The organism is Mangrovimonas sp. TPBH4, assembly GCF_001280505.1.
Taxonomy (GTDB): domain Bacteria; phylum Bacteroidota; class Bacteroidia; order Flavobacteriales; family Flavobacteriaceae; genus Mangrovimonas_A.
Genome location: NZ_LBIO01000042.1, coordinates 24,854 through 50,539 on the forward strand (window position 1 = coordinate 24,854; position 25,686 = coordinate 50,539).

A 25,686-nucleotide genomic window follows, 5' to 3' on the forward strand; every position below is an offset into this window, starting at 1 on the left:
CAAGATTTATAATTGCAGATAGACACATGAAATTGATCAAACATATCACATTATTGTTATTTGTTTTAAGCACCGTCATTGGTGCTGCCCAAGTAAAGTTTGAAGCCAAGGTAAGCAAGACCAAACTTGGGATTAATGAGCGTTTGCGCATCGATTTTGAAATGAATAAAGATGGGGACAATTTTACCCCTCCAGATTTCAATGGTTTTACCGTGGTGGGAGGTCCCAATACATCTGTGAGCCATTCTTGGCTTAATGGGAAGCGATCATTTTCTAAAACCTACAGCTATTTTCTGGCGCCTAAAAAAAGAGGGAAAATAACGATCAATCAGGCTACCATAGAAATTGATGGGGAGATTTATAAAACCCAAACCGTAGCCGTTGAGGTTACCGCTGCAGTAAAACGACCCAACGATCCTTACAATGCCGATAATATAGCGGAAGATAACATTCATTTGGTAGCTGAGGTTTCTAAAACCAATCCTTATCTCAACGAAGCCATTTCGGTAGAATATAAACTTTATGTGTCTGCCAATACGGGCGTGAGTAATTGGAGGGAGATAGACAATCCTAAGTATAGTGATTTTTGGAGTCAGAATATTGATATTAAAGGTTTAAAGGTGCAGAATGGAACCTATAAGGGTGAGGAATATCGTTATGTGGTGTTACGTAAAACAGTGCTGTATCCTCAGAAGACAGGCAAGTTGGAAATAGAGCCTTTAAGCTTGGATGTAACCGTGGATGTACCCACCAACCGACGTGATATTTTTGGAGGCCGTTTAATGACCAAAGTACACCGTACCGTGTCCGCAGGTGCTAGAACCATTAAGGTAAAACCGTTGCCCGAAGAGAATAAACCTTCGGATTTTACTGGGGCAGTGGGAGACTTTGACTTTAAAGTAGCTACTTCCAAACAATCATTGAATGCTACAGAATCCTTGCAGTTGAAATTGGAAGTGACTGGAAACGGAAACCTGAAACTGTTCAAGCTTCCTAAGTTAACGGTGCCGAGTTCTCTGGAGATTTATGAACCGGAGTATACCGAAAATGTTAGAACAAACCTGTCTGGAATGCAGGGAAGTATTTCAGATAGTTATACCGTAGTGCCTCAGTTTAAAGGGAAATACCCTATTCCAAAGGTGTCCTTCTCCTATTTCGATTTAAAGACCGAATCCTATAAACGCATCACTTCCGACGAATTAATTATAGATGTGTTGGAAGGGCCTACCAACAAGGCAACTTCAGATAACAGCATTACCACGGTGGCGGGGAACAAACAAAAGGTGATTTTGAGCAACGACCAGTTTGCCTTTGTAAAAACCAATGCCAATTTAACCACCGTTAAACCTAATTATTTCTTCAAGTCTACTTGGTTTTGGAGCTCTCTATTGTTGCCTTTATTGGCCATTCCTCTGGCAATGGTGTATAGAAAAGAACGTGATAAGCGAGCGGCAGATGTCTTTGGTAATAAAATCCGTAAAGCAGATAAACTGGCCAAAAAATATCTTAGTGAAGCCAAACGCAATTTGGGACAAAAGGAAGCCTTTTATGTGGCTCTTGAAAGGGCCCTTCACAATTATCTAAAAGCGACTCTGCATATTGAAACCAGTGAATTCAGCAAGGATAAAATTAGGGAATTGCTCAATTCGAAAAGTGTTGAAACTACCGTGGTAGAAGAGTTTGTGGGTATATTGAAGAATTGCGAATTGGCGCGTTACACCCCTATTACCAATGTAGAAATGCAGCAGGATTATGAAAAATCGGCCAAGACAATTTCATTAATTGATAAGCAAATTAGTTAAGATGAAAAAGTTATTCCTTATCATTTCCATACTGACCACTGCATTGGGCTTTTCCCAAAATGATTCCTTATTCGAACAGGGAAATAAGCTTTACAATGATGGAGATTATGCCGAAGCTATTGAAAAATACGAAACCATTTTGAACAATGGTGAGCATTCTGCCGAATTGTATTTTAACTTGGGAAATGCCAACTACAAGCTCAACAATATTGCACCTAGTATTTTCTATTATGAAAAGGCACTCCAATTGGCTCCCAATGATAAGGAGATCCAAAACAATATTGCCTTTGCCAAAAACATGACCATCGATGCCATTGATGTGATCCCTGAAGTAGGGCTTTCAAAAATTGTAAACGGAGCTACAAGGTCTTTAGGGTTTGATGGTTGGGCTTATATCGCCGTGGTGGGAATGCTCATTTTTGTGGTGCTATATTTGTATTACTACTTTAGCTATTCAACTGTTACCAAGCGTATCACTTTTGTGGCTAGTTTTGCTTTTTTGGGGATTACTTTAATAGCCTTGACATTTGCGTTCCATCGATATGAATTGCAAAAGAGGGATCAACCGGCTATTGTGTTTGCTGAAGAAAGCCAAGTGAAAAGCGAGCCGAACCTACGGAGTGAAGAAGCCTTTAGGTTGCACGAGGGTACCAAGGTACAAGTGTTGGACACTCTTAACGATTGGAAAAAAATAAAACTTACTGACGGTAAAACAGGCTGGATTAGTAGTAATGACATACGTCTGTTGAAGACTTTTTAAATTATTTTACAGATTTCTTAGTAACGAGTGTTATATTTGTTACTTTCTCAATTCAAATGATTCAAAAGGCCATAACAATTTTCTTTTTATCGGTATTTGTTGCTTTTATAGCAGCACCTACGGTTGTGGCAGTCCTTGATAACGATTTTGATACGGCAGCTTTCTTCAGCGTTAATGAAGAAGAGGAAAAGTCTGTGGAAAAGATTAAGGATACCGAAATAAAGTTTTTTGAGTTTGGAAAAAGTGAATTGGTATTTGATGTTTCCAAGGAAAAAAGAATCACAGTATTACCTTTGAAACACTATTCCAAGAAGTTTTTTAAAATTATATCTCCTCCCCCTGAACATACGATAGCTTAAACACAGTATTTACTCAGAATGTGATAAATCTGAGTCCATTTTCAAGTTTAACTATAGCCTTTTTTTAAGGCAAAAAAATTAGCGTATGTTTAAATATCTTAAACAAGATTTGCCGGCTAGTATAGTCGTGTTTTTTGTGGCATTGCCCTTGTGTTTAGGGATTGCCTTGGCAAGTGGCGCCCCATTGTTTTCTGGGGTCATTGCCGGTATTATTGGTGGTGTTATAGTAGGGTCCTTAAGTGGCTCCAATATTGGAGTGAGTGGACCGGCTGCAGGTTTGGCCGCTATTGTATTAACAGCCATTGGAGCTTTAGGAGGATATGAAAATTTCCTTGTAGCCGTAGTGCTTGGTGGAGTTATTCAATTGGTGCTTGGCTTTTTAAGAGCTGGGGTGATTGGTTACTATTTTCCTTCCTCGGTCATTAAGGGGATGTTGACAGGGATTGGAATCATTATTATTCTAAAACAGATCCCGCACTTTTTTGGTTATGATGCAGAACCTGAAGGGGCCGATAGTTTCCTGGAAGTGTCTGGGGAAAACAGTTTTTCTTCTATAGCCCATATTTTTGACAACCTCATTATGGGGTCTATGGTCATTGGAATTATTGGTTTGGCCGTAATTCTGATTTGGGATAATGTGCTTGCCAAAAAGGCGAAATTTTTCAAAGTGATCCAAGGCCCTCTGGTAGCCGTTGTACTTGGGATAATATTTTTTGCTTTTACAGAGTCCAACAGTGTCTTGGGGATTTCCAATTCCCATTTGGTGAGTGTACCTATTCCGGATGACTTTAGTTCTTTTCTAGGGCAGTTCACCTTTCCAAATTTTGCAGCCATTACCAATCATGAAGTTTGGGTAACAGCCTTTACCATTGCTTTGGTAGCAAGTTTGGAAACTTTATTGTGTGTGGAGGCAACGGATAAGTTGGATCCCCATAAAAATGTTACCCCAACCAATAGAGAGTTGTTGGCGCAAGGAACCGGAAACATTTTTTCTGGATTAATTGGAGGGCTTCCAATTACCCAGGTAATTGTTAGAAGTTCTGCCAATATCCAATCTGGAGGACGCACCAAATTGTCTGCCATCATCCATGGTATGTTATTGTTGATTTCCGTAATCTTGATTCCAAGATTGTTGAACATGATTCCATTATCCGTATTGGCAGCAATATTGTTGGTAGTTGGATACAAGCTTGCAAAGCCAAAATTGTTTATGGAAATGTACAAGTTGGGTTGGAAGCAATGGTTGCCATTTATCGTAACTGTGGTAGGAATTGTGTTTACAGATTTACTGGTAGGAATCAGTTTGGGATTGTTGGTGGGTATTGTTGTAATTCTATTGAAGAGCTACCAAAACTCTCACTTTTTGCATATTGAAGACAAAAGCAATGGCAAGCATAAAATAAAAATGACATTAGCAGAAGAGGTGACCTTCTTTAACAAAGGAGCGATTCTTAAAGAATTGGACAGTTTGCCTCGCGACACGTATCTGGAGCTCGATTTGATGAAGACCCGCTATTTGGATCATGATATTATCGAGATTCTTGAAGATTTCACGCATGTAGCAAAAGAACGCAATATTGATGTGAAACTGGTTTCCAAACGAGGTGTGGTAGAAAACCCTCCAAGTTTTGTAAAGTTCTTTAAAGAACGTCCAAAATCCAAATTAAGTTTAAGCTAAACACTTATGGAGTCCAAGGCACAACGCATATTGGTGCTTTCAGATTTGGGTAGTACCACGGCTACTACCCTTAAGAGTGCTGTGAGTTTGGCTAATATGGTCAATGGCAGTATTGAGCTATTCCATGTAAAAAAGCCGGGAGACATTGTGCAAAAGGAAAATCAATTGTCTGCCATTCGTAGCATAAACGAAGAAAAGAATAGCACTAAAAAGAGCATTCAAAAAATGATCCAACCCATCGAGGAAGTTTATGGAATTACTATCCAATACAGCTTTGTTTTTGGGAATGTCAAAAATGAAATTGGGACCTATCTCAAGGAGCGACGTCCAGATATTATTGTCATGGGCAAAAGGCCGTCCAAACTAATAAGCTTAGGCGGTGATGGTTTAACCCAATTTGTAATGGAAGAGCACGAAGGACCTATCATGATATCCGGCCTAGAGAATGGTCTAGAGCCTAAACAACCTTTGTCTATGGGTGTTTTTAATGGCTCCTATTCTGCTTTTGCAAAAAGCTTACTGCCTTTTGCAGACCAACCTATAAAGTCCTTCAAAATTGCAAATGGGGATGATTCTACAAGTGAAACTGAACAGTCTACGGATCATGAAGCTGTGGAATTTGTTTTTGAGGCAGGAGATCAAACCATTAAAAATATGTCCAATTACCTTTCTAAAAGCAGTGTAAATTTGTTCTGTATAGATAGGGGGCAGTCAAAAACTAAGAAGAATACAAAATCAAAACATACAGATATTTATAATATTGTAAATAATCTTAATATCTCCCTTTTATTGTCGATTTAAAATTGGCCTTTAAGTGAGTTGTAAAACCAAATAGAATTATGAAAGCACATACCAAAGAGACACAAGCAACAATGACCCCAGAAAAGTCGTTGACATTTTTAAAAGAAGGGAATTTAAGATTTCAGAATAACCTAAAGGCCAATAGAAATTTATTGGAGCAGGTAAATGACACTAGTGAGGGGCAGTTCCCTTTTGCAACTATATTAAGTTGTATTGACTCTAGGGTGTCTGCAGAACTTGTGTTCGATCAGGGATTAGGAGATATTTTTAGTGTGCGAATTGCTGGTAACTTTGTAAACGAAGATATTTTAGGAAGTATGGAATTTGCCTGTAAATTGGCAGGCACCAAACTTATCGTCGTGCTGGGACATACCAGTTGCGGAGCCGTTAAAGGAGCCTGCGATCATGCCGAAATGGGAAATTTAACCAAGTTGATCGAAAAAATTACACCTGCGGTGAATAGCGTTACAGAACCAACCGATGCAAGTTTAAGAACTTCAAAGAATTTGGAATTTGTAGATGCCGTTTCCGAGAAAAACGTTCATTTAACCATTGATAGAATTCGTAAAGAGAGTTCTATACTTGATGAGATGGAAAAGAATGGAGAAATTAAGATTATTGGTGCCATGTATGATATCAATACAGGAGCTGTAACCTTTTATGAGTAGGAATTACATAGCCCATTTCTTTAAATAAAATATGAACAGCGCTGGCATTAATGTCGGCGCGCTTTTTTTTAAAATTTTGACTTTTAGAATGAAAGTGTCTTGTAGGTACTTTTTTATTTATATTATAAAGGTTAACTTAGATAAACGATTTTAAAAGCATATAAGTTGAACAAAATTTTCTCCAATTTTAAGGGCGATCTGTTCGGTGGTCTTACGGCAGGGATAGTGGCATTGCCCTTAGCTCTTGCATTTGGAGTGAGTTCGGGACTGGGCCCCAGTGCGGGGCTTTATGGCGCAATTTTTTTAAGTTTCTTTGCAGCCCTATTGGGAGGTACCAATACGCAAATCTCTGGGCCAACAGCCCCAATGACAGCAGTGAGCATGGTGATTATTGCTGGGATTATTGCGGCCAATGATGGGGATGTGCAAAAGGCACTACCTACTATTTTAATTGTGTTTTTACTTTCGGGTATTATGCAAATAGGATTGGGGGTTTTAGGGATTGGAAGATATATTCGCTATATCCCTTACCCTGTGGTTTCTGGGTTTATGTCGGCCATCGGGGTAATCATTATTGTGACTCAAATCCTGCCTTCTTTGGGATATTATCCAAAGGAAGATTCGGTTTATGTAGAGCAGTTTAGGGCGAGGTCGGAAGAGGTCATTCTTGAAAATATTTTGAAAGAAGAAGCAGGGGAAGGTATTTTGGTTTTGGAAGACTTTAGAGAAACCATCAATAGAGCTGAAGGAATTACAGAAGCTGATATCGTTTTGGGGTCAGAGACCTTGGCGGCTAATGAAGCTTCTGGTGTTGTAGGTGCTATTAAAGTGTTGCCGAGGGCGTTGATGAATATAAATTGGTTGGAACTGGTTTTGGCCTTGGGGACAATTTTCATTATTTATGGGTTCAAGCGTATTACCAAAGCGGTGCCTAGTACTTTGGTGGCCTTGTTGGTTATGTCGACCATTGCTATTGTTTTCGGGTTGGATTATAGACCGATACAACAGATTCCAAGTGGATTTCCAATGCCTAACCTGGAAATGTTTACCAATTTCAGCCTAAAGCAATTAACACCTTATATTTTTACGGCGCTTACATTAGCCCTCCTTGGAGCTATTGATTCTCTATTAACAAGTGTTGTAGCCGATAATATGACCAAAACCAAACACCGGCCTAATAAGGAGTTGGTTGGACAGGGAATTGGGAACAGCATCGGGGCTATTTTTGGGGGAATTCCAGGGGCTGGTGCCACTATTAGGACGGTTGTAAATATCCAATCGGGAGGAAAAACTAAACTCTCGGGGATGGTCGCGGGTTTGGTCTTGCTTATTATTTTGTTGTTGTTGGGGCCAATAGCTTCCAAAATCCCGGCAGCAGTTTTGGCTGGAATTCTGATTACTGTAGGAATCGGGGTAATGGATTATAAAGGGTTGAAAGCCATTCCGAGTTTGCCTAGGGATACACGAATAGGGCCATTATGGCTGAGCTCTGAAGTGTTGATCATGATAGTGGTTTTAGTCCTTTCTTCTCTTTGGAATTTGGTGTATGCCGTAGGGATTGGGCTTATCATTGCCTCACTTATGTTTATGAAAAAGATTGGTGACCTCACCGCCGAACGGTCCGATGTTAAACCTTTGTCGGAAGAAAAGGGCTGGGCCAATGACTGTGGGTTTACGGATGAAATGAAGGCGAAAGTATATGTGAAACATGTTAAGGGGCCATTATTTTTTGGATCTACAAGCGAGTTTCAAAAGTTGGCATCGCAAATCCCAACCTCGGCCAAAACAGTGGTAATGCGTCTTGGCCGTATGCAGTATGTCGATCAATCGGGCCTTTACGCTTTTGAGGAGGTGGTTCAGGAGTTGAGTAAAAATGGGATAACGATTTTGTTGGTGGACCTATTGAAACAACCGCGTTATATGATGGAGCGGATTGGAATTATACCGGAGCTAATCCCAGAGGAGCATATTTTTACAGCTTTTAAGGACAGTACACAATGGATAAAAAGTAACGTGACAAATTAAACGAAAATGGATTTAAATAGAGTTTTTGAAAATAATGAAAAGTGGATTCAGGAGAAATTAGCCAAGGATGAAAACTACTTTAATAAGCTTGGGAAAGGGCAAAGTCCTCAGTTTTTGTATATAGGCTGTTCCGATAGCCGAGTAGATGTGGAAGGGCTCATGGGATTGGAACCAGGGGAAGTATTTGTGCACCGAAATATTGCAAATATGGTGATTGCTACCGATTTAAATGCCATGTCGGTCATAGAATATGCCGTGAACCATTTAAAGGTAGCCGATGTGGTTGTTTGTGGGCACTATGCCTGTGGCGGTGTTAAGGCAGCCATGCTGTCGGAGGATTTGGGATTGTTGAACCCTTGGTTGCGAAGTATTAGGGACGTGTACCGCTTGCATACTGAAGAGCTCAATGCCATTGACAATGAAGACCAGCGGTATGATCGTTTAATTGAGCTTAATGTTCAAGAGCAGTGTGTCAATTTAATTAAAACGGCCGCCATTCAAAAGGCAGTTAGGGAGCGTGGCTTAAAAGTTCATGGCTGGGTGTTTGATGTGCATTCAGGGAAACTCATTGACTTGAAAATTGATTTTACAGCTATATTGGAAAACATCCGGAAGATTTATCATTTGGACTAAAGATAAAAGCCACTCAAGTTGAGTGGCTTTTTTTGTTGTCAATTTTTCAGATCGAGAGGTTATTTCAAAATAACTTTTTTACTTATTGTATAATCTCCAGAGGTGAAATTAAGCATGTATACTCCTTTTTGTAGGTGAGATAGATCTAGGGTTTTATTGTAAAACCCTTGTTGGCTAGAAAGTGATGTTTCTAATATTTTGCTTCCTTGCATGGAATAGATGGTAAGATGGTTGGTGCCAGATTTAGCGACATCATAAATCAAGTTGATTTTACCATCGGAAGAAGGGTTTGGATAAACACCAAAAGTAACATTGTTGTCTAGTTCCTCTACTCCCAATGACTGGGTTACATTTTCAAAGGCAAAAGAAAGGTTTCCTGTGGAGCTACCTTCAAAAGCGGTGAAGTAAATCCTGTAAACCGAGTTGTCAGCATATTTTACATAATAAGCCATATCAGAATTCACATCATATTCTACTGATGAAACATAGGTTTTCCAATCGCTACCAATAGTATTGATCTCATCGGAATAGGTTAAGGTTGGATTTTCTGTAGCGCCTTCCATTTCTTCATTTTGAGCTACAGTAACTTGGTCATTGTGTAGTACCCCTGTTACTGGCCAAAACAAAGAACCATTACCATTGTAATCTGAAATGTATTTTGTAGCAACAAAGTCCCAATCTGTTGTGGCCGGTTGAGCATAAACTTCTTCTCCCGTTTCCAAGGAATAGAAGTTATAGGTGTTGTTGGGGTTATTTGTATTTTCTAGTGTTACCGTGGTATCTTCTCCCCAAGCATTGGTACTGGTGTTCCAAGTGGCATATTTAAATGTGTAACCATTAAAAGCATCCTGGTTTAAAAATTTACGATAGGTGCCATCTGCATATTTTAAAACAAAAATAACTGAGCCTTCAATGTGTTGGTTATCTGGGTTGTATTCTCCAAAACCATATGTTGCGGAACCATTGTCAAATGCACCTGTCCAAGTGGTTTCGCTATTGTACAATTGCGTCCATTCGGATTGGGCTTCAGTTGTTACTGGTATGTCATCCCAGGCGTTTGTATTGGTAGTTACCTCATATACTTTAATCCCTGCGTGATCATTTATGCGAATTCCTATATCGTCTTGTCCAGTTCTAAGGAAAGCTAGGTCCCAAACACTCCCGGGATAGGAGGTAGTGGTTAGGTTACTTAGTTTAAAGTAAACTTGGTTTGCATAGGAAGCCCCCATACTAAGATCTATATCTTGTTGGGCTTTCATATTAAGGATGCTTAGGAGCATCAAAAAAAGAGTGCAATGTAAAGTTTGTTTCATAATGTAATAATTAGGGTTGGTTATTGATTTTGTATGTCTTGAAAATTAATTTGGGCACTTTAGATCCAAATTTTGACAGTTTTTTCTGCTTAAATTTAGTTTTTTTCTCTTTGGTACAACGGCTTTTTGAGTTATGATTTGTTGCTTTTAAATAGATTTCCTGTAGGAATTAACTTAATTGCTTGATATGTGCTGTTTTGGGTTCTTGAGAAAAAAAAGCCACTGTATTTCAAGTGGCCTTTGTTACATTATTGTAGTAGTGAGTATACAAACTCTGGGTTTCCTCGTTCACCGGATTCGGTGGACATTGCCAAGAATTTTAGTTTGTAAAGGTTGCCATCGGTATCGCTGATGATGTAGAATACATTTTCTTTTACAGAAGGGGAAGCGCTAGGACCTCCGCCATTTCTCCAGCTGCTTCCAATAGTTCTTTGGTCATTGTATACAAAATTGGCGTCAACAACATTAGCTAACGTAAATTCATTATAGGTTAATTCTGTTTCAACTTCAGAATCGATCATATAAATGCCAACGTTGGCTTTGGTGTTATTCACCACAAAATCGGAATATCCATAAGCACCGTAACCTTCGATGAGGTTCGTGAATACTGTGAAGTTTAAATCCCAGTTCGTGGCCGCTGGCTCAACAGCTACTTCATTGTTGGTATTGAAGCTAAAGAAGGTGAAATTATGCTCGTTGTTTTTTGAAATAACAACTTCTTCATGGGTGGTATCATCCAAGTTGGCATATTGCAATACATAGTCGTTACCGTCTTTTAAAACGCGAATTTTCATCCATCCTCTTGATTCACCGGTTACGGCAATGGTACCAGTTTCTGGAGTTTCTGTGCCAACTTCATAGCCTAAGTTTAATAGGTATACTTTGTTGTCGGCATCATTTTCTGAAATCGTGGCAATGGCGGTTTCAGAAATATCACCTGATGGAGCGTCTACAAAGGCTGCACTCGCCGCTTGAAAGGTTCCAACCGCAACTTGAGGTTGTAATTGCTGTACTTCCTGGTCGCTAGAGCTTACCGCATCAATATCGGTTGAGGTTAAAGCCGCAGTAGCCATGTAGATAGATCCGTTGATGGTCACTTTGAATTCATCACCAGAATAAAATCCTAGGTCCCAAGAATCGCGTTGTACACTAGTGCTGGTGTTGGTGCTCAAATCTACATACACTTGGTTTTGTTGGTTTGGGCCTCCTACCTCTGGACTTACACTTGCGCCCTCAATTACAATGGAGATTGGGCCAGAGGGTGAATCATCATCACTACTACAGCTTGTAAAACCCAAGGTAGCAGCTACGCATAATACAGTAAAAAGTTTGTTGATCATAATGGTATTAATTTTAAAAATTCAGATTATATAATAGTTTTAAATAAAATGAGCGTCCGTAACCCAACAGCAGGGATTGACTACCTGAGGAGTGTGTGCCTCCAGAACTGAAATTGCTAATATTCACACTAGTGATATCCAGAAGGTTTCTGGCTCCTACAGTTGTAGTTAGTTTATTGTCAAAGAATGATTTTTTAACAGAGGCATCCAACCAACCATACCCATCGGTGGTTTGTTGCTCAAATGTGGCATAACCATTTTCATCTAGCCCCGATTGTACAAATCTTTGGGTAGGTCCTTGGTATTTAAAAAGCATGGTGATAAAAGTGTCCCATTTCTTTAGTTGATACGTGCTGCTTGTGTTGATTTGATAGGCATATAGAAAGTCATCATTTGAATTGACCTCTTTTTGGTGAATTTGACTAATTCCTTGCAGGGAAGCCCCTATTTTAAGTGTCCAACGATCTGCATTTAAGGAGTTGTCGGAGGTGATACCCCAAAGTTTATAACTATCAATATTAATAGCTTGGTCTAGCCGTGGAGAGAAGCTTACTGTAGCCCAAGCAATTTTGTCTTGAATGTCTATATAGCTTAACTTTAGAACATTTTGTAATGAAATATTGTTGAAATAGCTGTGTTTTTTAAGGTTGATAAATGCAGTTATTCCGTTTTCTGGATTTAGGTTTTCATTTCCTCTATAATTATGATTTTCATTAAAAAGGATGTAATAGAGTTCTTCGAAATTTGGCGTTCTATAAGAGGTTCCTACGTTAGCCCTAAGCTCAAAGCCATGGGACATTAAATAGCGAGCACTTAAACTACCTGTTACTTTAGAGTGGTACTTTGTATTGTACTCGTAGCGTAAACCAGGTCTTAAAGAAATGGCTTTGTTAAGTTGGTATTCTGATGAGCCAAATACGGCGTAGTTACTTTGTATTTTGGTTCTGTCTTCTTGAGTGTAACCTCCTGTGGCTTGAGTGTCGAAACCTTCATTATATTGGGTTTCATAGCCTAATTGAAAATTAAGATTTTTGGTTTTTACTAAGTTGCTTATAGTCCCTTTGGAAAAGAATACTTTACTGGACTGGTAGGTCTCGTTGGTTTCATTCGTTTTGTCTTCCGTAAGGATGTAATAAGTAAATTCATTCAGATTGCGTTCTTGTTGTTGATAGGAAAAAGAGGCCTGATAGTTAGCACTAGAATTTAAACTTCCATTAAGATTTAGGTTGTTGACAAATCGATGGGTGTTAAATATTTTATCCTCTAAAGCATAGGGATTGCTGGTTTGTGATGCTACATCAATATTTGGATTGACTGTTCGGTTATAATAGTTTAGGGTCTCATTAAAATATTCAAACTTGTAATTAAGGTTGAAACGATCTGTTTTGTAATTGACCATAGCGCCACTAGTAAGTTGGGTTTTTGGCAACCATTCGTAACCACGTAAGCTATCATTTAAGTAATGATCTTTTCCTTGTCTATCATTCAAAAAACCTGCAAATTGGTTGCGGTTAAAGCCTATTTTAGCGAACCATTTTTCGGAGAGATTGTGGGCTAGGTTTATGCCTTGTATATGTCTTCCTTCATCAAACCAAGCATATTCATCGCTTACGGTTTCTTCTTGAACTAAGGCTTCCAGTTTCCAATTGCTATCAATGGATTTTTTGGTAATGATGTTAATGACACCAGAAACAGCATTGGCACCGTATTCTACACCCATGGCACCTTCCACAATTTCGATACGTTCAATATCGTCCAGGTTGATTTGCGTTAAATCTATGTTGTTACCAAGTCCGTTATCACTTACCAATGGGATGTTGTCTACGAGAATATTAAAGTATTGGGCATCCAAACCAAAAAAGGATATGGTTGATTTCCCTGTTTGCGAACTCGGTAGAATGGTAAGGTTCAGGTTGAAATTGAGCAAATCGGCTAAATTATTGGCTGCCTGATTGTCTATTTGTTCCCTTTTTATAACAATAACATTGTGCACCGATTTTTTGATGGACTGCGGATTGTACTGTCCCGTAACCACTACTTCGGTTAAGGCTTCAATTTGGGTAGAGTCTTGTTTCACTTCCTGTGAAAAAGCGAAGCAGCTTAAAAAAAGTGAAAAATAAATAACGATTTTATTTTTATTTAGACTCATTCTTGATTAGTTTTGCGGTGCAAATATATCAATGTTATTTTAAATCAATCTAAATAAGCATAAAATTTTCTCAATGAAACGTATTTTCCCATTAGTGGCAGTGGCATTATTACTAAGTGTAAACCTAAATGCCCAAAACAAGAAGAAGCAGGACCAACAGGCCATCAAGGATATGTGTGGCTGTTATAAGGTGAACTTCAATTTCGCCGAAACTTTTGAGTATTCAGGAGATTCAACTTACGTGCCTTCCAAAACAAAACACGACAGAGGTTTGGAGTGGGTGCAATTGGTAGAGGATAGCAAGGATAAAATTTCCATGCAGCATTTATTGATCGTAGGACCATCGGATGCCCCTCATATTGTAAAGCACTGGAGACAGGATTGGGAATTCGAAAACACCGATTTGTATGTATACGACCATAATAATAAGTGGAGCTACCAAAGTTTGCCGAAAAGTGAAGTAAAAGGACAGTGGACGCAAAAAGTATTTCAAGTGGATGATAGTCCTAGATACGAGGGAACCGCGACTTGGGTACACGTAGATGGCAAAAGCTATTGGGAAAATACCACTACGGCGCCACTTCCAAGACGTGAGTATACACAACGTAGTGATTATAATGTAACTGTAAGAAGAAATCGCCACGAAATCACCGATAACGGTTGGATCCACAACCAGGACAACGACAAGTTAGTGCGTGAGGAAGGAAACGAAGATAAAGTGTTGGCTCAAGAAAAAGGATACAATACTTATGTAAAAGTAGACGATAGCAAGTGTAAAGCTGCACAGGACTACTGGAATACCAATCAGGCTAAATGGGCTTTGGTAAGAGCTAAGTGGGATGAAGTGTTTGCAAGACATAAAGACTTATATTTGGAGGAAAAAGTAGATAACAAAGTATTGTTTAAATATTTGTTTGATGCTGAAAAATACCAAACAGCGGAGGAGATCAATCCGTTAATTGAATCTTTTGTAAAATAAACTTATGAATAGTTGTTTTAAATCCTGTATCCTCGGTGCTATGTTGCTACTGGGGATACAGTCGTTTTCACAGGATAATGCTTTTTTAAGCCGTGACTTTTGGAAATCAAAGCCAGATGTTGCCGTTGTAAAAGCAAAAATTGCTGAAGGAAATGACCCTGCCCAGGCCAATGCTAATAATTTTGATGCTGTGGTTTATGCCATTTTGGAAGGCGCACCATTCAATACCATAGTGTACTTAATGTCGCAGGAGGGTAATGGTGTGAATAAATTGACCCACGATGGGCGTACGTATATTTTCTGGGCGGCCTATAAAGGGAATACCGAAGTCATGGAGTATTTGTTGCAACATGGTGCCAAAACCGATATCAAGGATGATAAGGGGAATACAATCTTAAATTTTGCGGCATCTTCAGGTCAAAAGAATACGCAGGTGTATGACCTATGTTTGGCCAATGGAGCCAATTTAAAAAAGGACCTTACACCTAATGGAGCCAATGCTTTGCTGTTGGTGGCACCAAATGATTACGATTTTCAATTGGTTCAATACTTCCAAAAAAAGGGATTGGATATCAATAGCGTGGATGGAGATGGCAATGGGATTTTCAACTATGTTGCTAGAACAGGCAATTTGGAAGCCTTGAAAGCATTACAGGCTAGAGGGATAACAGGCAACAATCAAGCCTTTATGTTTGCTGCCTACGGAACTAGAGGAAAGACCAACGGTATTGAAGTTTATAAATTTTTGGAGGAACAAGGCCTTAATCCTAATGTGATTAATAGAGAAGGACAGACACCTTTACATATTTTGGCGTCAAGAAGCAAGGATGAAGAATTGATCAACTATCTTTTAGAGAAAGGGTTGGACGTAAATGAAGAAGATCATGATGGGAATACTGCATTTATGAATGCCGCCTACCGTAATAGCTTGGATATGGTGCAATTGCTTTCTAAAAATCTTAAGGATATTAACCATGCCAACAAAAAAGGACAAACAGCCTTGTTTTACGCGGTGAAAGGAAATACAGTTGAAGTTGTTGATTTCTTATTGAAAAGAGGAGCGAAAATTGACATTGTGGATACCGAAGGAAATAGTTTGGTGTATGCGCTGGTAAATTCTTATTCCAAAAGAAATCCTAAAGGGTTTTCGGAAAAATTAAGTAGCCTTGAAAAACATGGATTACAGTTGGGGCAAACCCAAAAGAATGGCAATACATGGTATCATATGTCTGTTGAAAAGGGGATTTTGGAGGTGTTGAAAATGGCTGCAGAAATGAAAATCGATGTGAATGCCAAAAATGGAGAAGGCAATACGGCCTTGCATTTGGCAGCCATGAAAGCTTCGGATGATAGCATCATGAAATTTTTGGTAGCACAAGGAGCCAACAGAACCCTTATGACCGAATTTGAGGAAACGGCCTATGATTTGGCCCAAGAAAATGAATTGCTGAAGAGCAACAACATTTCAATAGAATTTTTAAAATAAGACATTGACAGAATGAAGAATATACGTTTCATAGCAGTAGCATTGATAATGGTTTTTGGATTGGTTTCGTTTACCAATCAAGGGCCGTCTACCAAATATAAATGCATGATTCAATTGACCAATTATACCGGGGAAGGTGCGTATGTAGCCATTTCATTGATCAATCCAGAAGGAGACTATGAGCAAACTTTGTTTGTTCAAGGTGATGATAATGAGTGGTACAATACTTTGGAATCTTGGTGGAAGTTTTACGGTAAAAAACGAAACAATATCGATGCCATTACAGGGGCTACGATCTCTGGGGGAGAGCGTAGTATTAATGTTATTGAAATCGAAGATTCTAAAATTGATGCCGGATATAGCATCCGTTTTGAAACTGCAGTAGAAGATCAAGAATATTACACGCAGGACGTAGAGTTTCCGTTGACATCAGAAACTGTAAAAAGCAAAGCAGAAGGAAGAGGATTTATCCGTTATGTCCGCATGATGCCAAATTAAACAATTTAATATGACCATTTCAATTTGGAGATACAGTCACCTTGCATTGGCTGTATCTTCTGTTGTTTTTATCCTTTTGGCTTCCATAACCGGGGCTATTTTGGCATTTCAGCCTATTTCTGAACAAATGGCACCTTACAAGGTTGCCGATTTGGATGAGGTTTCTTTGGCCCAAACTGTTAGGGTATTTAAGGAAAACTACCCAGAGGTTATCGAAATCAAGGTCGATGCCAATCATTTTGTAATGGCTTCGGTATTTACGGAGGAAGGAGACAACTTAGAAGGGTATTTTAACCCAACTACGGCGGAGTTTTTAGGACAGAAACTGGAACCTTCCAAATTCTTTCAATGGGTTACTAATTTTCATAGATCATTATTTTTAAAGGGTGTCGGTCGTTTTTTTGTGGGACTGTGTTCTTTTTTGTTGTTTGTAATTGCTATAACGGGGACTATTCTAATAGTGAAGCGACAAAGAGGCATCCAACAGTTTTTTGCTAAAATTGTCAACGAGAATTTCAGTCAGTATTGGCATGTGGTATTGGGACGTTTGTCTTTAATTCCTATCATTATCATTACCCTTACTGGTGTATATCTGTCGCTGGAAAAATTCAATCTGTTGCCAGAAAGCAAGGAAAAGCACAGGATTGACCTTGATATGATTTCAGAGCTTCCAAAACTGAATGTTTCGGAATTTGAACTGTTCCAAAACACACCACTTTCTCAGGTTAAAACCTTGGAATTCCCTTTCTCAGAAGATGTGGAGGATTACTACACCTTAAAATTAAAACAGGAGGAGTTAGTGGTAAACCAATACACAGGGGAAGTATTAAGTAGCTTGAAAGCTCCCATGGTGGAAGTGGTTTCCAATCTTAGTATGGTATTGCATACAGGTAAGGGGAATACGGTTTGGTCTATAATTTTGGGCTTGGCAAGCATCAATATTTTGTTTTTTATCTACTCAGGATTCGATATGACCCTGAAGCGTCGTGCTTCGGGATTGAAGAATAAATTCCAGAGAGACGAGTGTAAATACATCATTTTGGTAGGTTCGGAAAATGGCTCGACGATGCATTATGCTAATGCGTTTTATAAACAATTGTTGGAAGCTGGTGAAAAGGTGTTTATTACTGAGTTGAATGACTACACCGAATTTACCCAAGCAGAACAATTTATCATTTTCACAGCAACTTACGGACAAGGAGAAGCGCCTACCAATGCCAATAAATTTTTGTATCGTTTGCAAAGTACTAAACAGCCCAATCCTTGTGGATATGCGGTAGTTGGTTTTGGGTCTTTGGCCTATCCGGATTTTTGTCAATACGCCCTTGATGTGGATAAGGCTATGGAATTTGATTTCGAGAAAATACTGGAGCCTACTGGCATTCATGATAAATCGATAGAAGCGTTCCATCAGTTTGTGGGTTTATGGAGTTCTAAAATTGGCGTGACTATGGAACTTCCGCAGGAAGCCTTAGTTCAAAATAAAAAGCATACCAAAACATTTAAGGTTGTGGGGAAAACGACGGTTGCCGAAAGTCCAGACAATACCTTTCTACTCAAATTAAAACCTAAAAAAACACAGAAATTTACCTCTGGTGATTTGTTGGCCATCTACCCAAAGGATGATTATAGGGAGCGTTTGTATTCTATTGGGAAGGTTGATGGAAACATCCAATTGAGCATTAAATTCTACGAACATGGTTTGGGCTCCAATTACCTAAACGATTTGGGTGCAGGAGATAAATTCAAGGCAAAAATCATTAAAAACAGCACTTTCCATTTTCCGGTTAAAGCTCCAAAGGTCATACTTATTGGCAATGGAACGGGAGTGGCGCCTTTTTTGGGGATGCTCAATCAGAATACAAAACATAACGAAACACATCTCTATCTAGGTTTGCGTACTCAGGCGTCCTTTGAGTTATACGAATCACAAATAAATGAGTTGTTGCTTCAGGAAAAATTAAGTGATTTTGATTTGGTGCTTTCCCGCGAAGGGGATGCATGTTATGTACAGGATAAACTGCATGAAGATGCTTGGGAAATAGCCCAAGCGCTTTATAATGGCGGTGTGATTATGCTCTGTGGTTCCTTGGCGATGCAAAAAGGAGTGTTGGGCGTTTTGGAATCTATTTGTGTGGAGAATACCCACAAACCTTTGAGTTATTATCAAGACCGAGGGCAGCTTAAAATGGATTGCTATTAGTGGCTGCTATCTTCTTCGGTTTTAGAATCCCCTTCAAGTAAGCCTTCCATTTGTTCTGGATTTAGGATGGCTGGAAATATCATAGGAGCCAAAGATTTTACAGGACTATAAAGAATAGAATTTTCAAATTGATTTTCATTGGAGAAAGGCATGGAGTTGTTCATGCGATCATAAACAATAAGGATCACACTTAAGATCAAACCAATTTTCAAACCTCCAAAAAGGGCTCCCAAGAGTTTATTGATGATTCCCAAGGCTGCGAAATCGGCCAATTTGGTAAGGGCCTTGCCTGCTAGGGCAATTAACAATACAATCACCACAAAGGTAATGGCAAAGGCGGTAATGGTTATGGTATTTTCATCCCAATCTACTTTACTTTGCAGAAAGTCGGCGGCATAGTTGCTAAAATGCATGGCGCCAAATACACCGGCAATCAGGGCTACTAAAGAGGCGACTTCCACAAAAAGACCTTTTAAAAAACCTCTAATAATTCCAAAAAGCAGCAGGGCTCCTAAAACAATGTCAATTACACTCATGGGGTCAATAATTTCAACAAATATAAACATTACGGGCACTTATTGTCTTTTTTTGGTAGAGATGTACATAGGTACAACGATGTTTAGTAACTTTGCCCTTTTTAAAAGCTATGTCAAGAGACGAACAATTAAAAGAACGGTGGGATTTGGTGGTTGAAAAACTGTCAAAACAATTTGCAGATGGGGATACGTTGGACCTTGACGCTATAATTTACCTTATTGGAGTGCAGGAATTAGGCCAATTGGGGCGCCGATTTAAAAAGGACCATAAAGTGGATTTGATGCACATTGCCATTTGCCGTTTGTTGGAACCTTATGGTTACTACGAATTTGATTATTACGATGAAGATAAATGGCCACATTATAAGGTAAAGGAAGCTTTGCCTTTTTTAAAGGCAGGCGAGCAGTCGGTGTTGATGAAGGAAGCCATTGTTAACTATTTTGTGGAAGCAGAATATATAGAATAAGATTTATTAAATTTGCAGTCATTTCAAAGGATATCATGATAGAAAAGATTAAAGAGTTAATTGCTGAAGCGGAAGAATTTAAGGCGCAATCCAAAGAGGAAGTTGAAGCGTTCCGAATTAAATATTTGGGCTCCAAAGGCTTGTTGAAGGAGTATTTTGCAGAATTTAAAAATGTTGCCAACGACCAAAAGAAAGAATTTGGTCAGGTCATCAATGCTCTTAAAAAAACAGCCGAGGACAAAGTCAATGCTTTAAAGGAGGAGTTGGAAGCTAAGGAAGAGGTAAAGGGCATTTATGGGGATTTGTCCCGTCCGGGGGAACCTATTGAATTGGGAGCTAGACATCCTGTGTCGATTGTGAAAAATCAAATTATCGATATTTTTTCTCGTATTGGTTTTAATGTGAGTGAAGGGCCGGAAATTGAAGACGATTGGCATAACTTTACCGCATTGAACCTTCCGGAATACCACCCGGCAAGAGACATGCAGGATACCTTCTTTATTCAAACCAATCCTGATATTTTATTGCGTACGCACACCAGTTCGGTTCAGGTACGTTATATGGAAGAAAACAAGCCGCCTATCAGGACTATTTCTCCAGGAAGGGTGTATAGAAACGAAGCCATTTCGGCTCGTTCCCACTGCTTCTTTCACCAAGTAGAGGGATTGTATATTGATAAGGACGTAAGTTTTGCAGACTTAAAGCAGACTTTACAATATTTCACTACGGAGATGTTTGGGAAATCTAAAATTAGATTAAGGCCATCGTATTTCCCATTTACGGAGCCAAGTGCCGAGATTGATGTGTACTGGGGATTGGAAACAGAATCGGATTACCGTATCACCAAAGGTACCGGTTGGTTGGAAATTGGAGGCTGTGGGATGGTAGATCCTAATGTTTTAACAAATTGTAACATCGATCCAAAGGTATATTCTGGATTTGCATTTGGAGTTGGGATCGATCGTATTGCCATGTTGTTGCATCAAATCAATGATATTAGATTGTTGAGTGAAAATGATGTTCGCTTTTTGGAGCAGTTCAAATCAGCATTTTAAGAAATCACTTATATATGTAAGAAGCCGGTTAGTGCCGGCTTTTTTTATTTAACATTTTTTTAACGACTAGTTAGTTCGGTTTTTTCCGAACTAACTTTATTTTTGTGTAAATCTTTATGGTTATGGAGGCAGATTTACTCAAAGAGAAACAAAGACTGGTCGAAAAATTGGGCGTTCTTATTGAGAACAACGATAAGTTGGCTCCCGTGGCAGCGCGCATTGTTTCCTATGCTATTCTTACAGGAAAGTCAGGTTTGACTTTTGATGACCTTGTAACCGATTTATGTGCCAGTAAGAGCACCATTTCTACACATTTAAATCATTTATTGGATTTAAAGAAACTTACCTACTTTACAAAAGTTGGAGACCGCAAAAAATACTATATCGTCACTAGTGACAGTATTTTTCAGCATATCAACGGACTTATAGATATGTGGTCGTCCATCCGTGATTTACACCTTGAAATAAAAACCTATAAAGAAAATGTCAATGCCGTTTCAGAAGAGGAACAAAAGAAGTTCGATCTGGAATTTCATGATAATTATATCACCTTCCTGGATGAGATCATTGGGGCGGTTACCGATTTAAAACATAAAATCATAAATAAACAATCAAACGAGTAGCACTAATAACTAAATACAAGATGAGAAAAGGAAAAATTACCATGCTGTTGCTAACAGTATCGGCAATGTTTTTAATGGGCTGTGGTGGCGAAAATAAGCAAGTGGGGCAACAACAGCAGCAGCCACTGCCATTTCCTGTGACTACAATCCCTAATAAAACAATGACTGCTTATAAAACCTACCCGACCAGTATTCAGGGAATTATATCCAGTGATGTTCACGCCAAGGTGAGTGGTTACATCCAAAAGGTGTTGGTAGATGAAGGACAAAAGGTGAAAAAGGGGCAGGCGCTATTTAAGCTAGAAACAGAATCATTGAGCCAAGATGCCCAAGCAGCTCAAGCGGCTGTAAATGTTGCTCAGGTAGAAGTTGATAAATTGGGGCCATTGGTTCAAAAAGGGATCATAAGTAATGTGCAATTGGAAACTGCCAAGGCGCAATTGGCCCAAGCTAAGAGCAGCTACAACAGCGTAGTTGCCAATATTGGTTATGCTACCGTTAAGAGTCCTGTAAACGGGTATGTTGGAGCAATTCCTTTTAGGGAGGGCGCCTTGGTGAGTGCATCTAGTGCAGCGCTGACTACGGTTTCGGATATTGAACAGGTATACGCTTACTTTTCCATGAATGAATCTGAATATCTAGATTTTCTACAGAGCACGGAAGGGAAAACGATTCAAGATAAGGTGAAAAACTTTCCGAAGGTAACCTTGGTGCTGGCCAATGGCCAAAATTATGACCAAAAAGGAACCATTGAAACGGTTACTGGACAGATTGATGCCAAGACTGGAACGGTAAGTTTTAGGGCTGTGTTTGACAACCCCAATGGATTGGTGACCAATGGTAACAGTGGTACCATTAAAATTCCAACGATATATGAAGGGGAGCCGGTAATTCCGCAATCGGCAACTTTTGAGCAACAAGGACAAGTGTTTGTTTACAAGGTAAATGAGCAAAACCAAACGGTTGCCACTCCAGTGGTAATTAAGGATAAGAATAGCTATTTGTATTTGGTGGGGTCTGGAGTCAGGCCTGGTGATAAAATTGTAGCCAAAGGGATCGGTAAACTTAGAAACAAAACGACTATCCTACCTCAAGAGGTTCCTTTTGATAGTATTGCAAAACCCATCACACCTTTATTTCAATAATCCGAATAGAAAATAACGACATATGTTAAAGACATTTATAGAGAGACCGGTACTGTCTACCGTCATCTCCATTATCATAGTCATCTTGGGGGTGTTGGGCTTTACCACACTTCCCGTAGAACAATACCCCGATATTGCTCCGCCAACCATTACGGTAAATGCCACCTACCCGGGTGCCAGTGCAGAGACCATTATGGAAAGTGTAATCATTCCTATTGAAGAACAGATTAATGGGGTGGAGGGTATGACTTATATTACCTCTACAGCTTCAAACTCAGGTTCAGCATCCATTACGGTGTATTTCGACCAAGAAACCGATCCGGATATTGCGGCCGTGAATGTGCAAAACCGTGTGGCCAGAGCCAATCCCTTATTGCCTCAGGAGGTAATCCAAACAGGGGTGTTGACCCAAAAGCAACAAACCAGTGCGTTGATGTTCATGTCGGTGTATTCAGAAAATGAAAATTTCAATGCCACCTATCTTCAGAATTATTTAAAAATTAATGTGATTCCTTCCCTGCAACGGGTTAAAGGTGTTGGGAACGTGAACGTTTTTGGAAGTCAGGATTACGCGATGCGTATTTGGTTGAAACCCGAAAAATTGGCAGCCTTTAATTTGTTGCCTTCCGATGTAACAGCGGCATTGAAAGAGCAGAGTTTGGAAGCTTCAGCCGGGGCTCTAGGGCAAAACGATGGTCAGGCTTTTACCTATACCATAACGTATAGCGGACGATTTAAGTCGGAAGACCAATACAGCAACATCATTATTAAAGCCTTGGATAATGGGGAATATTTACATTTGAAGGATGTTGCCGATATTCAATTGGATGCCCAATCCTACGACTCCTTTGGATTTACCGATGGGCACCCTAGTATCAACATGGGGATTTACCAAACGGCAGGGTCCAATGCCCAGGAAATCATTCAACAAATCCAATCGGAGTTAGAGCGCCTGTCGCAAGATTTTCCGGAAGGTGTTCATTACGTAATCAATTACGATACCAACGAATTCCTTACAGCATCCATGAATAAGGTAAAACACACCCTTATTGAAGCCTTTATTTTGGTATTTATAGTGGTGTTTATCTTTTTACAGGATTTTCGATCGACCTTAATCCCTGCCATTGCAGTACCCGTAGCTATTATTGGTACCTTCTTTTTCCTAGGCGTATTTGGATATTCCATCAACCTATTAACCTTATTTGCTTTGGTATTGGCCATTGGTATTGTGGTGGATGATGCCATTGTGGTGGTAGAGGCGGTCCACGCCAAATTGGATGAAGGCGAACACAGTGCCAAAAAAGCAACATTGGATGCCATGCATGAAATTTCGGGAGCCATTATTTCCATTACCTTGGTTATGGCGGCAGTATTCATTCCGGTAACCTTTATACAGGGGCCGACGGGGGTTTTTTACGAACAATTTGGGGTCACCTTGATTGTTGCCATTTTAATTTCGGCAGTAAACGCATTGACTTTAAGTCCGGCTTTGTGTGCCTTGTTCCTTAAAGGGCATGATGAAAAGGACCATGAAAAGAAAAGCTTCCTGCAAGGCTTTTACGTCCGTTTCAATAAAGGATTCAATGCCTCGACAGCACGTTACGGAAAATCATTAAGATTCCTTTATAGAAACAAATGGATATCGGCCCTTATTTTAATTCTAGCTTCCGTAGGTATATGGTGGGCGGCCAATACTACGCCAACGGGATTTGTACCGGATGAAGACCGCGGGATTATTTTTATGAATGTGGAACTGCCTGCAGGATCTTCTATGGACCGTACCAATGTGGTGATGCAGGACATGTATCATAGAGCGAAAGATTTGCCGGGTGTTAGAGGTGTAACAGTAATTAACGGAAGAAGTTTAATAAGTGGGACCGGATCTAACTATGGTTTAGGGTTTATAAAACTTAATAAATGGGAAGAACGCGAAAACGAGGACGAAACAGCGTCTGCCATTATAGGGAAATTATTTGGCATTGCAGCTACAATCCCTGAAGCGAGAATCATTTTCTTTGCGCCTCCAAGTATTCCTGGTTTTGGACTGTCTTCAGGTTTTGAAGTAAACCTATTGGACAAATCAGGAGGTAATTTTACCGACCTTGAAGCGGCCACCCAAGACTTTATTGGACGTTTAATGCAGCATCCTACCATTCAATATGGACAATCGTCGTTCAATACCAAATATCCACAGTACGAAATGGAGATTAATGTGCCGCTGGCCAAAAAATATGGCGTGCCTATCAGCTCTATTTTCGGAACCATGCAAGGTTATATTGGTGGGATTTATGCTGCCGATTTCTCTAAATTTGGAAAGCAATACAGGGTGTATGTTCAGGCCGCGCCAGAAAGCCGTTCGGAAAAAGAATCCCTAAACGAATTGTACATCAAAACCGGTAGTGGTGAGATGACACCAATTACCCAATTTGTGAAGTTAAAACGTGTATATGGGCCACAGTCGGTAACCCGTTTTAACCTGTATAATTCTACTAAAATTTCGGGAGCTTCCAATCCAGGATTTAGTACTGGAGACGCTATTGGTATTATTGAAGAAGAACTTAAAAATCTGCCAACCCAGTACGATGTGGCTTATTCAGGCTTAACACGTGAGGAAGTAAATGCAGGAAATCAAACTGTGCTTATTTTTATGCTTTGTGTGGTGTTTGTATACTTCCTTTTGGCGGCACAATACGAAAGTTACTTATTGCCCTTGGCGGTAATCCTTTCGCTTCCTTTAGGCGTGTTTGGTGCTTTTTTCACCACAAAAATGATGGGGCTACAGAATAACATCTACTTCCAGATTGCCTTAATTATGTTGGTTGGTTTATTGGCCAAGAACGCTATTTTAATTGTGGAGTTTGCGGTACAACGCCGACGTCAAGGGGAAAGCATCGCAGATGCTGCCATACATGGAGCCCAAGCTCGTTTACGCCCTATTTTAATGACCTCCTTCGCTTTCATTCTGGGCTTAATGCCACTGGTGTTGGCCAAAGGTGTAGGTGCAGAAGGGAATAACTCCATTGGTAGTGGGGCTGCTGGGGGGATGTTGATAGGTACTGTATTGGGGATTTTTGTAATACCAATTCTCTTTATTTTATTCCAATGGTTACAAGAAAAAGTATCCAGTAAACCGGCAGTAGTAGAACAAACTAATGAAGACTAATTG

The 25,686-nt window shown here is 39.6% G+C and carries 21 protein-coding genes; 17 read left to right on the forward strand and 4 right to left on the reverse strand.

All coding sequences use genetic code 11. The features are described from left to right. Positions 1-26 precede the first annotated feature (26 nt). From ZA05_RS05855 to ZA05_RS05890, 8 genes are all read left to right on the forward strand, one after another. Positions 27-1,802: a BatD family protein gene (locus tag ZA05_RS05855; RefSeq protein ID WP_053990755.1), complete on the forward strand. Its 1,776-nt coding sequence runs from the start codon at positions 27-29 to the stop codon at positions 1,800-1,802. Position 1,803: 1 nt separating this feature from the next. Next, positions 1,804-2,562 carry a tetratricopeptide repeat protein gene (locus tag ZA05_RS05860; RefSeq protein WP_053990756.1) on the forward strand — a complete coding sequence of 253 codons (759 nt, stop codon included), beginning with the start codon at positions 1,804-1,806 and terminating at the stop codon, positions 2,560-2,562. Between the two features lie 56 nt (positions 2,563-2,618). Beyond that, positions 2,619-2,921 (forward strand): hypothetical protein, encoded by a 303-nt coding sequence (locus ZA05_RS05865; protein WP_053990757.1) that lies wholly within the window; start codon positions 2,619-2,621, stop codon positions 2,919-2,921. A gap of 85 nt (positions 2,922-3,006) precedes the next feature. Next, a complete protein-coding gene (locus tag ZA05_RS05870; RefSeq protein WP_053990758.1) occupies positions 3,007-4,599 on the forward strand; it encodes a SulP family inorganic anion transporter in 1,593 nt (530 codons plus the stop codon). A gap of 6 nt (positions 4,600-4,605) precedes the next feature. Next, the gene (locus tag ZA05_RS05875; RefSeq protein WP_053990759.1) at positions 4,606-5,400 is read left to right on the forward strand and encodes a universal stress protein; all 795 of its coding nucleotides are present in this window, start codon (positions 4,606-4,608) and stop codon (positions 5,398-5,400) included. A gap of 38 nt (positions 5,401-5,438) precedes the next feature. Beyond that, positions 5,439-6,068 (forward strand): carbonic anhydrase family protein, encoded by a 630-nt coding sequence (locus ZA05_RS05880; RefSeq protein WP_053990760.1) that lies wholly within the window; start codon positions 5,439-5,441, stop codon positions 6,066-6,068. Between the two features lie 165 nt (positions 6,069-6,233). Beyond that, positions 6,234-8,093, forward strand: coding sequence for a SulP family inorganic anion transporter (locus ZA05_RS05885; protein ID WP_082333694.1), 1,860 nt, complete (start codon positions 6,234-6,236; stop codon positions 8,091-8,093). A gap of 6 nt (positions 8,094-8,099) precedes the next feature. Beyond that, positions 8,100-8,726 carry a carbonic anhydrase gene (locus tag ZA05_RS05890; protein WP_053990762.1) on the forward strand — a complete coding sequence of 209 codons (627 nt, stop codon included), beginning with the start codon at positions 8,100-8,102 and terminating at the stop codon, positions 8,724-8,726. A gap of 59 nt (positions 8,727-8,785) precedes the next feature. Here the strand turns inward: ZA05_RS05890 and ZA05_RS05895 are convergent, their stop codons facing one another. The 3 genes from ZA05_RS05895 to ZA05_RS05905 all read right to left on the reverse strand — a co-directional run bounded on the left by ZA05_RS05895 (position 8,786) and on the right by ZA05_RS05905 (position 13,528). Beyond that, positions 8,786-9,985 carry a T9SS type A sorting domain-containing protein gene (locus ZA05_RS05895; protein WP_053990763.1) on the reverse strand — a complete coding sequence of 400 codons (1,200 nt, stop codon included), beginning with the start codon at positions 9,983-9,985 and terminating at the stop codon, positions 8,786-8,788. A 302-nt stretch (positions 9,986-10,287) separates the two neighbouring features. Further along, positions 10,288-11,379 (reverse strand): HmuY family protein, encoded by a 1,092-nt coding sequence (locus tag ZA05_RS05900; RefSeq protein WP_053990764.1) that lies wholly within the window; start codon positions 11,377-11,379, stop codon positions 10,288-10,290. A 13-nt stretch (positions 11,380-11,392) separates the two neighbouring features. Further along, on the reverse strand, positions 11,393-13,528 hold the full coding sequence (locus tag ZA05_RS05905; protein WP_053990765.1) for a TonB-dependent siderophore receptor: 2,136 nt from the start codon (positions 13,526-13,528) through the stop codon (positions 11,393-11,395). Positions 13,529-13,601: 73 nt separating this feature from the next. Between ZA05_RS05905 and ZA05_RS05910 the strand changes: the two genes are divergently transcribed. Genes ZA05_RS05910 through ZA05_RS05925 form a run of 4 tightly spaced genes read left to right on the forward strand, consistent with a single transcriptional unit; the run spans position 13,602 to position 18,694 of the window. Then, on the forward strand, positions 13,602-14,507 hold the full coding sequence (locus ZA05_RS05910) for a DUF6607 family protein (RefSeq protein WP_053990766.1): 906 nt from the start codon (positions 13,602-13,604) through the stop codon (positions 14,505-14,507). Positions 14,508-14,511: 4 nt separating this feature from the next. Continuing rightward, on the forward strand, positions 14,512-15,993 hold the full coding sequence (locus ZA05_RS05915; RefSeq protein ID WP_053990767.1) for an ankyrin repeat domain-containing protein: 1,482 nt from the start codon (positions 14,512-14,514) through the stop codon (positions 15,991-15,993). A 12-nt stretch (positions 15,994-16,005) separates the two neighbouring features. Next, on the forward strand, positions 16,006-16,491 hold the full coding sequence (locus ZA05_RS05920; protein WP_053990768.1) for a DUF2271 domain-containing protein: 486 nt from the start codon (positions 16,006-16,008) through the stop codon (positions 16,489-16,491). A 10-nt stretch (positions 16,492-16,501) separates the two neighbouring features. After that, positions 16,502-18,694, forward strand: coding sequence for a PepSY domain-containing protein (locus ZA05_RS05925; RefSeq protein ID WP_053990769.1), 2,193 nt, complete (start codon positions 16,502-16,504; stop codon positions 18,692-18,694). Here the strand turns inward: ZA05_RS05925 and ZA05_RS05930 are convergent. Beyond that, the gene (locus tag ZA05_RS05930; protein ID WP_053990770.1) at positions 18,691-19,230 is read right to left on the reverse strand and encodes a CvpA family protein; all 540 of its coding nucleotides are present in this window, start codon (positions 19,228-19,230) and stop codon (positions 18,691-18,693) included. The genes ZA05_RS05925 and ZA05_RS05930 overlap by 4 nt on opposite strands. Before the next feature lie 110 nt (positions 19,231-19,340). Here ZA05_RS05930 and ZA05_RS05935 point away from each other — a divergent pair, with 110 nt between their 5' ends. The 5 genes from ZA05_RS05935 (at position 19,341) to ZA05_RS05955 (ending at position 25,683) form a co-directional block, all read left to right on the forward strand. Continuing rightward, on the forward strand, positions 19,341-19,697 hold the full coding sequence (locus ZA05_RS05935; RefSeq protein ID WP_053990771.1) for a hypothetical protein: 357 nt from the start codon (positions 19,341-19,343) through the stop codon (positions 19,695-19,697). A gap of 35 nt (positions 19,698-19,732) precedes the next feature. Beyond that, entirely contained in the window at positions 19,733-20,752 is a 1,020-nt protein-coding gene (pheS, locus tag ZA05_RS05940; protein WP_053990772.1) for a phenylalanine--tRNA ligase subunit alpha, read from the forward strand. Positions 20,753-20,874: 122 nt separating this feature from the next. Beyond that, complete coding sequence (locus ZA05_RS05945; RefSeq protein ID WP_053991031.1) at positions 20,875-21,375, forward strand: GbsR/MarR family transcriptional regulator; 501 nt, start codon at positions 20,875-20,877, stop codon at positions 21,373-21,375. 20 nt (positions 21,376-21,395) lie between these two features. Next, positions 21,396-22,520: an efflux RND transporter periplasmic adaptor subunit gene (locus tag ZA05_RS05950; RefSeq protein ID WP_053990773.1), complete on the forward strand. Its 1,125-nt coding sequence runs from the start codon at positions 21,396-21,398 to the stop codon at positions 22,518-22,520. A gap of 22 nt (positions 22,521-22,542) precedes the next feature. Then, positions 22,543-25,683, forward strand: a complete 3,141-nt coding sequence (locus tag ZA05_RS05955) for an efflux RND transporter permease subunit (RefSeq protein ID WP_053990774.1) — start codon at positions 22,543-22,545, stop codon at positions 25,681-25,683. The last annotated feature ends 3 nt before the right edge of the window (positions 25,684-25,686 follow it).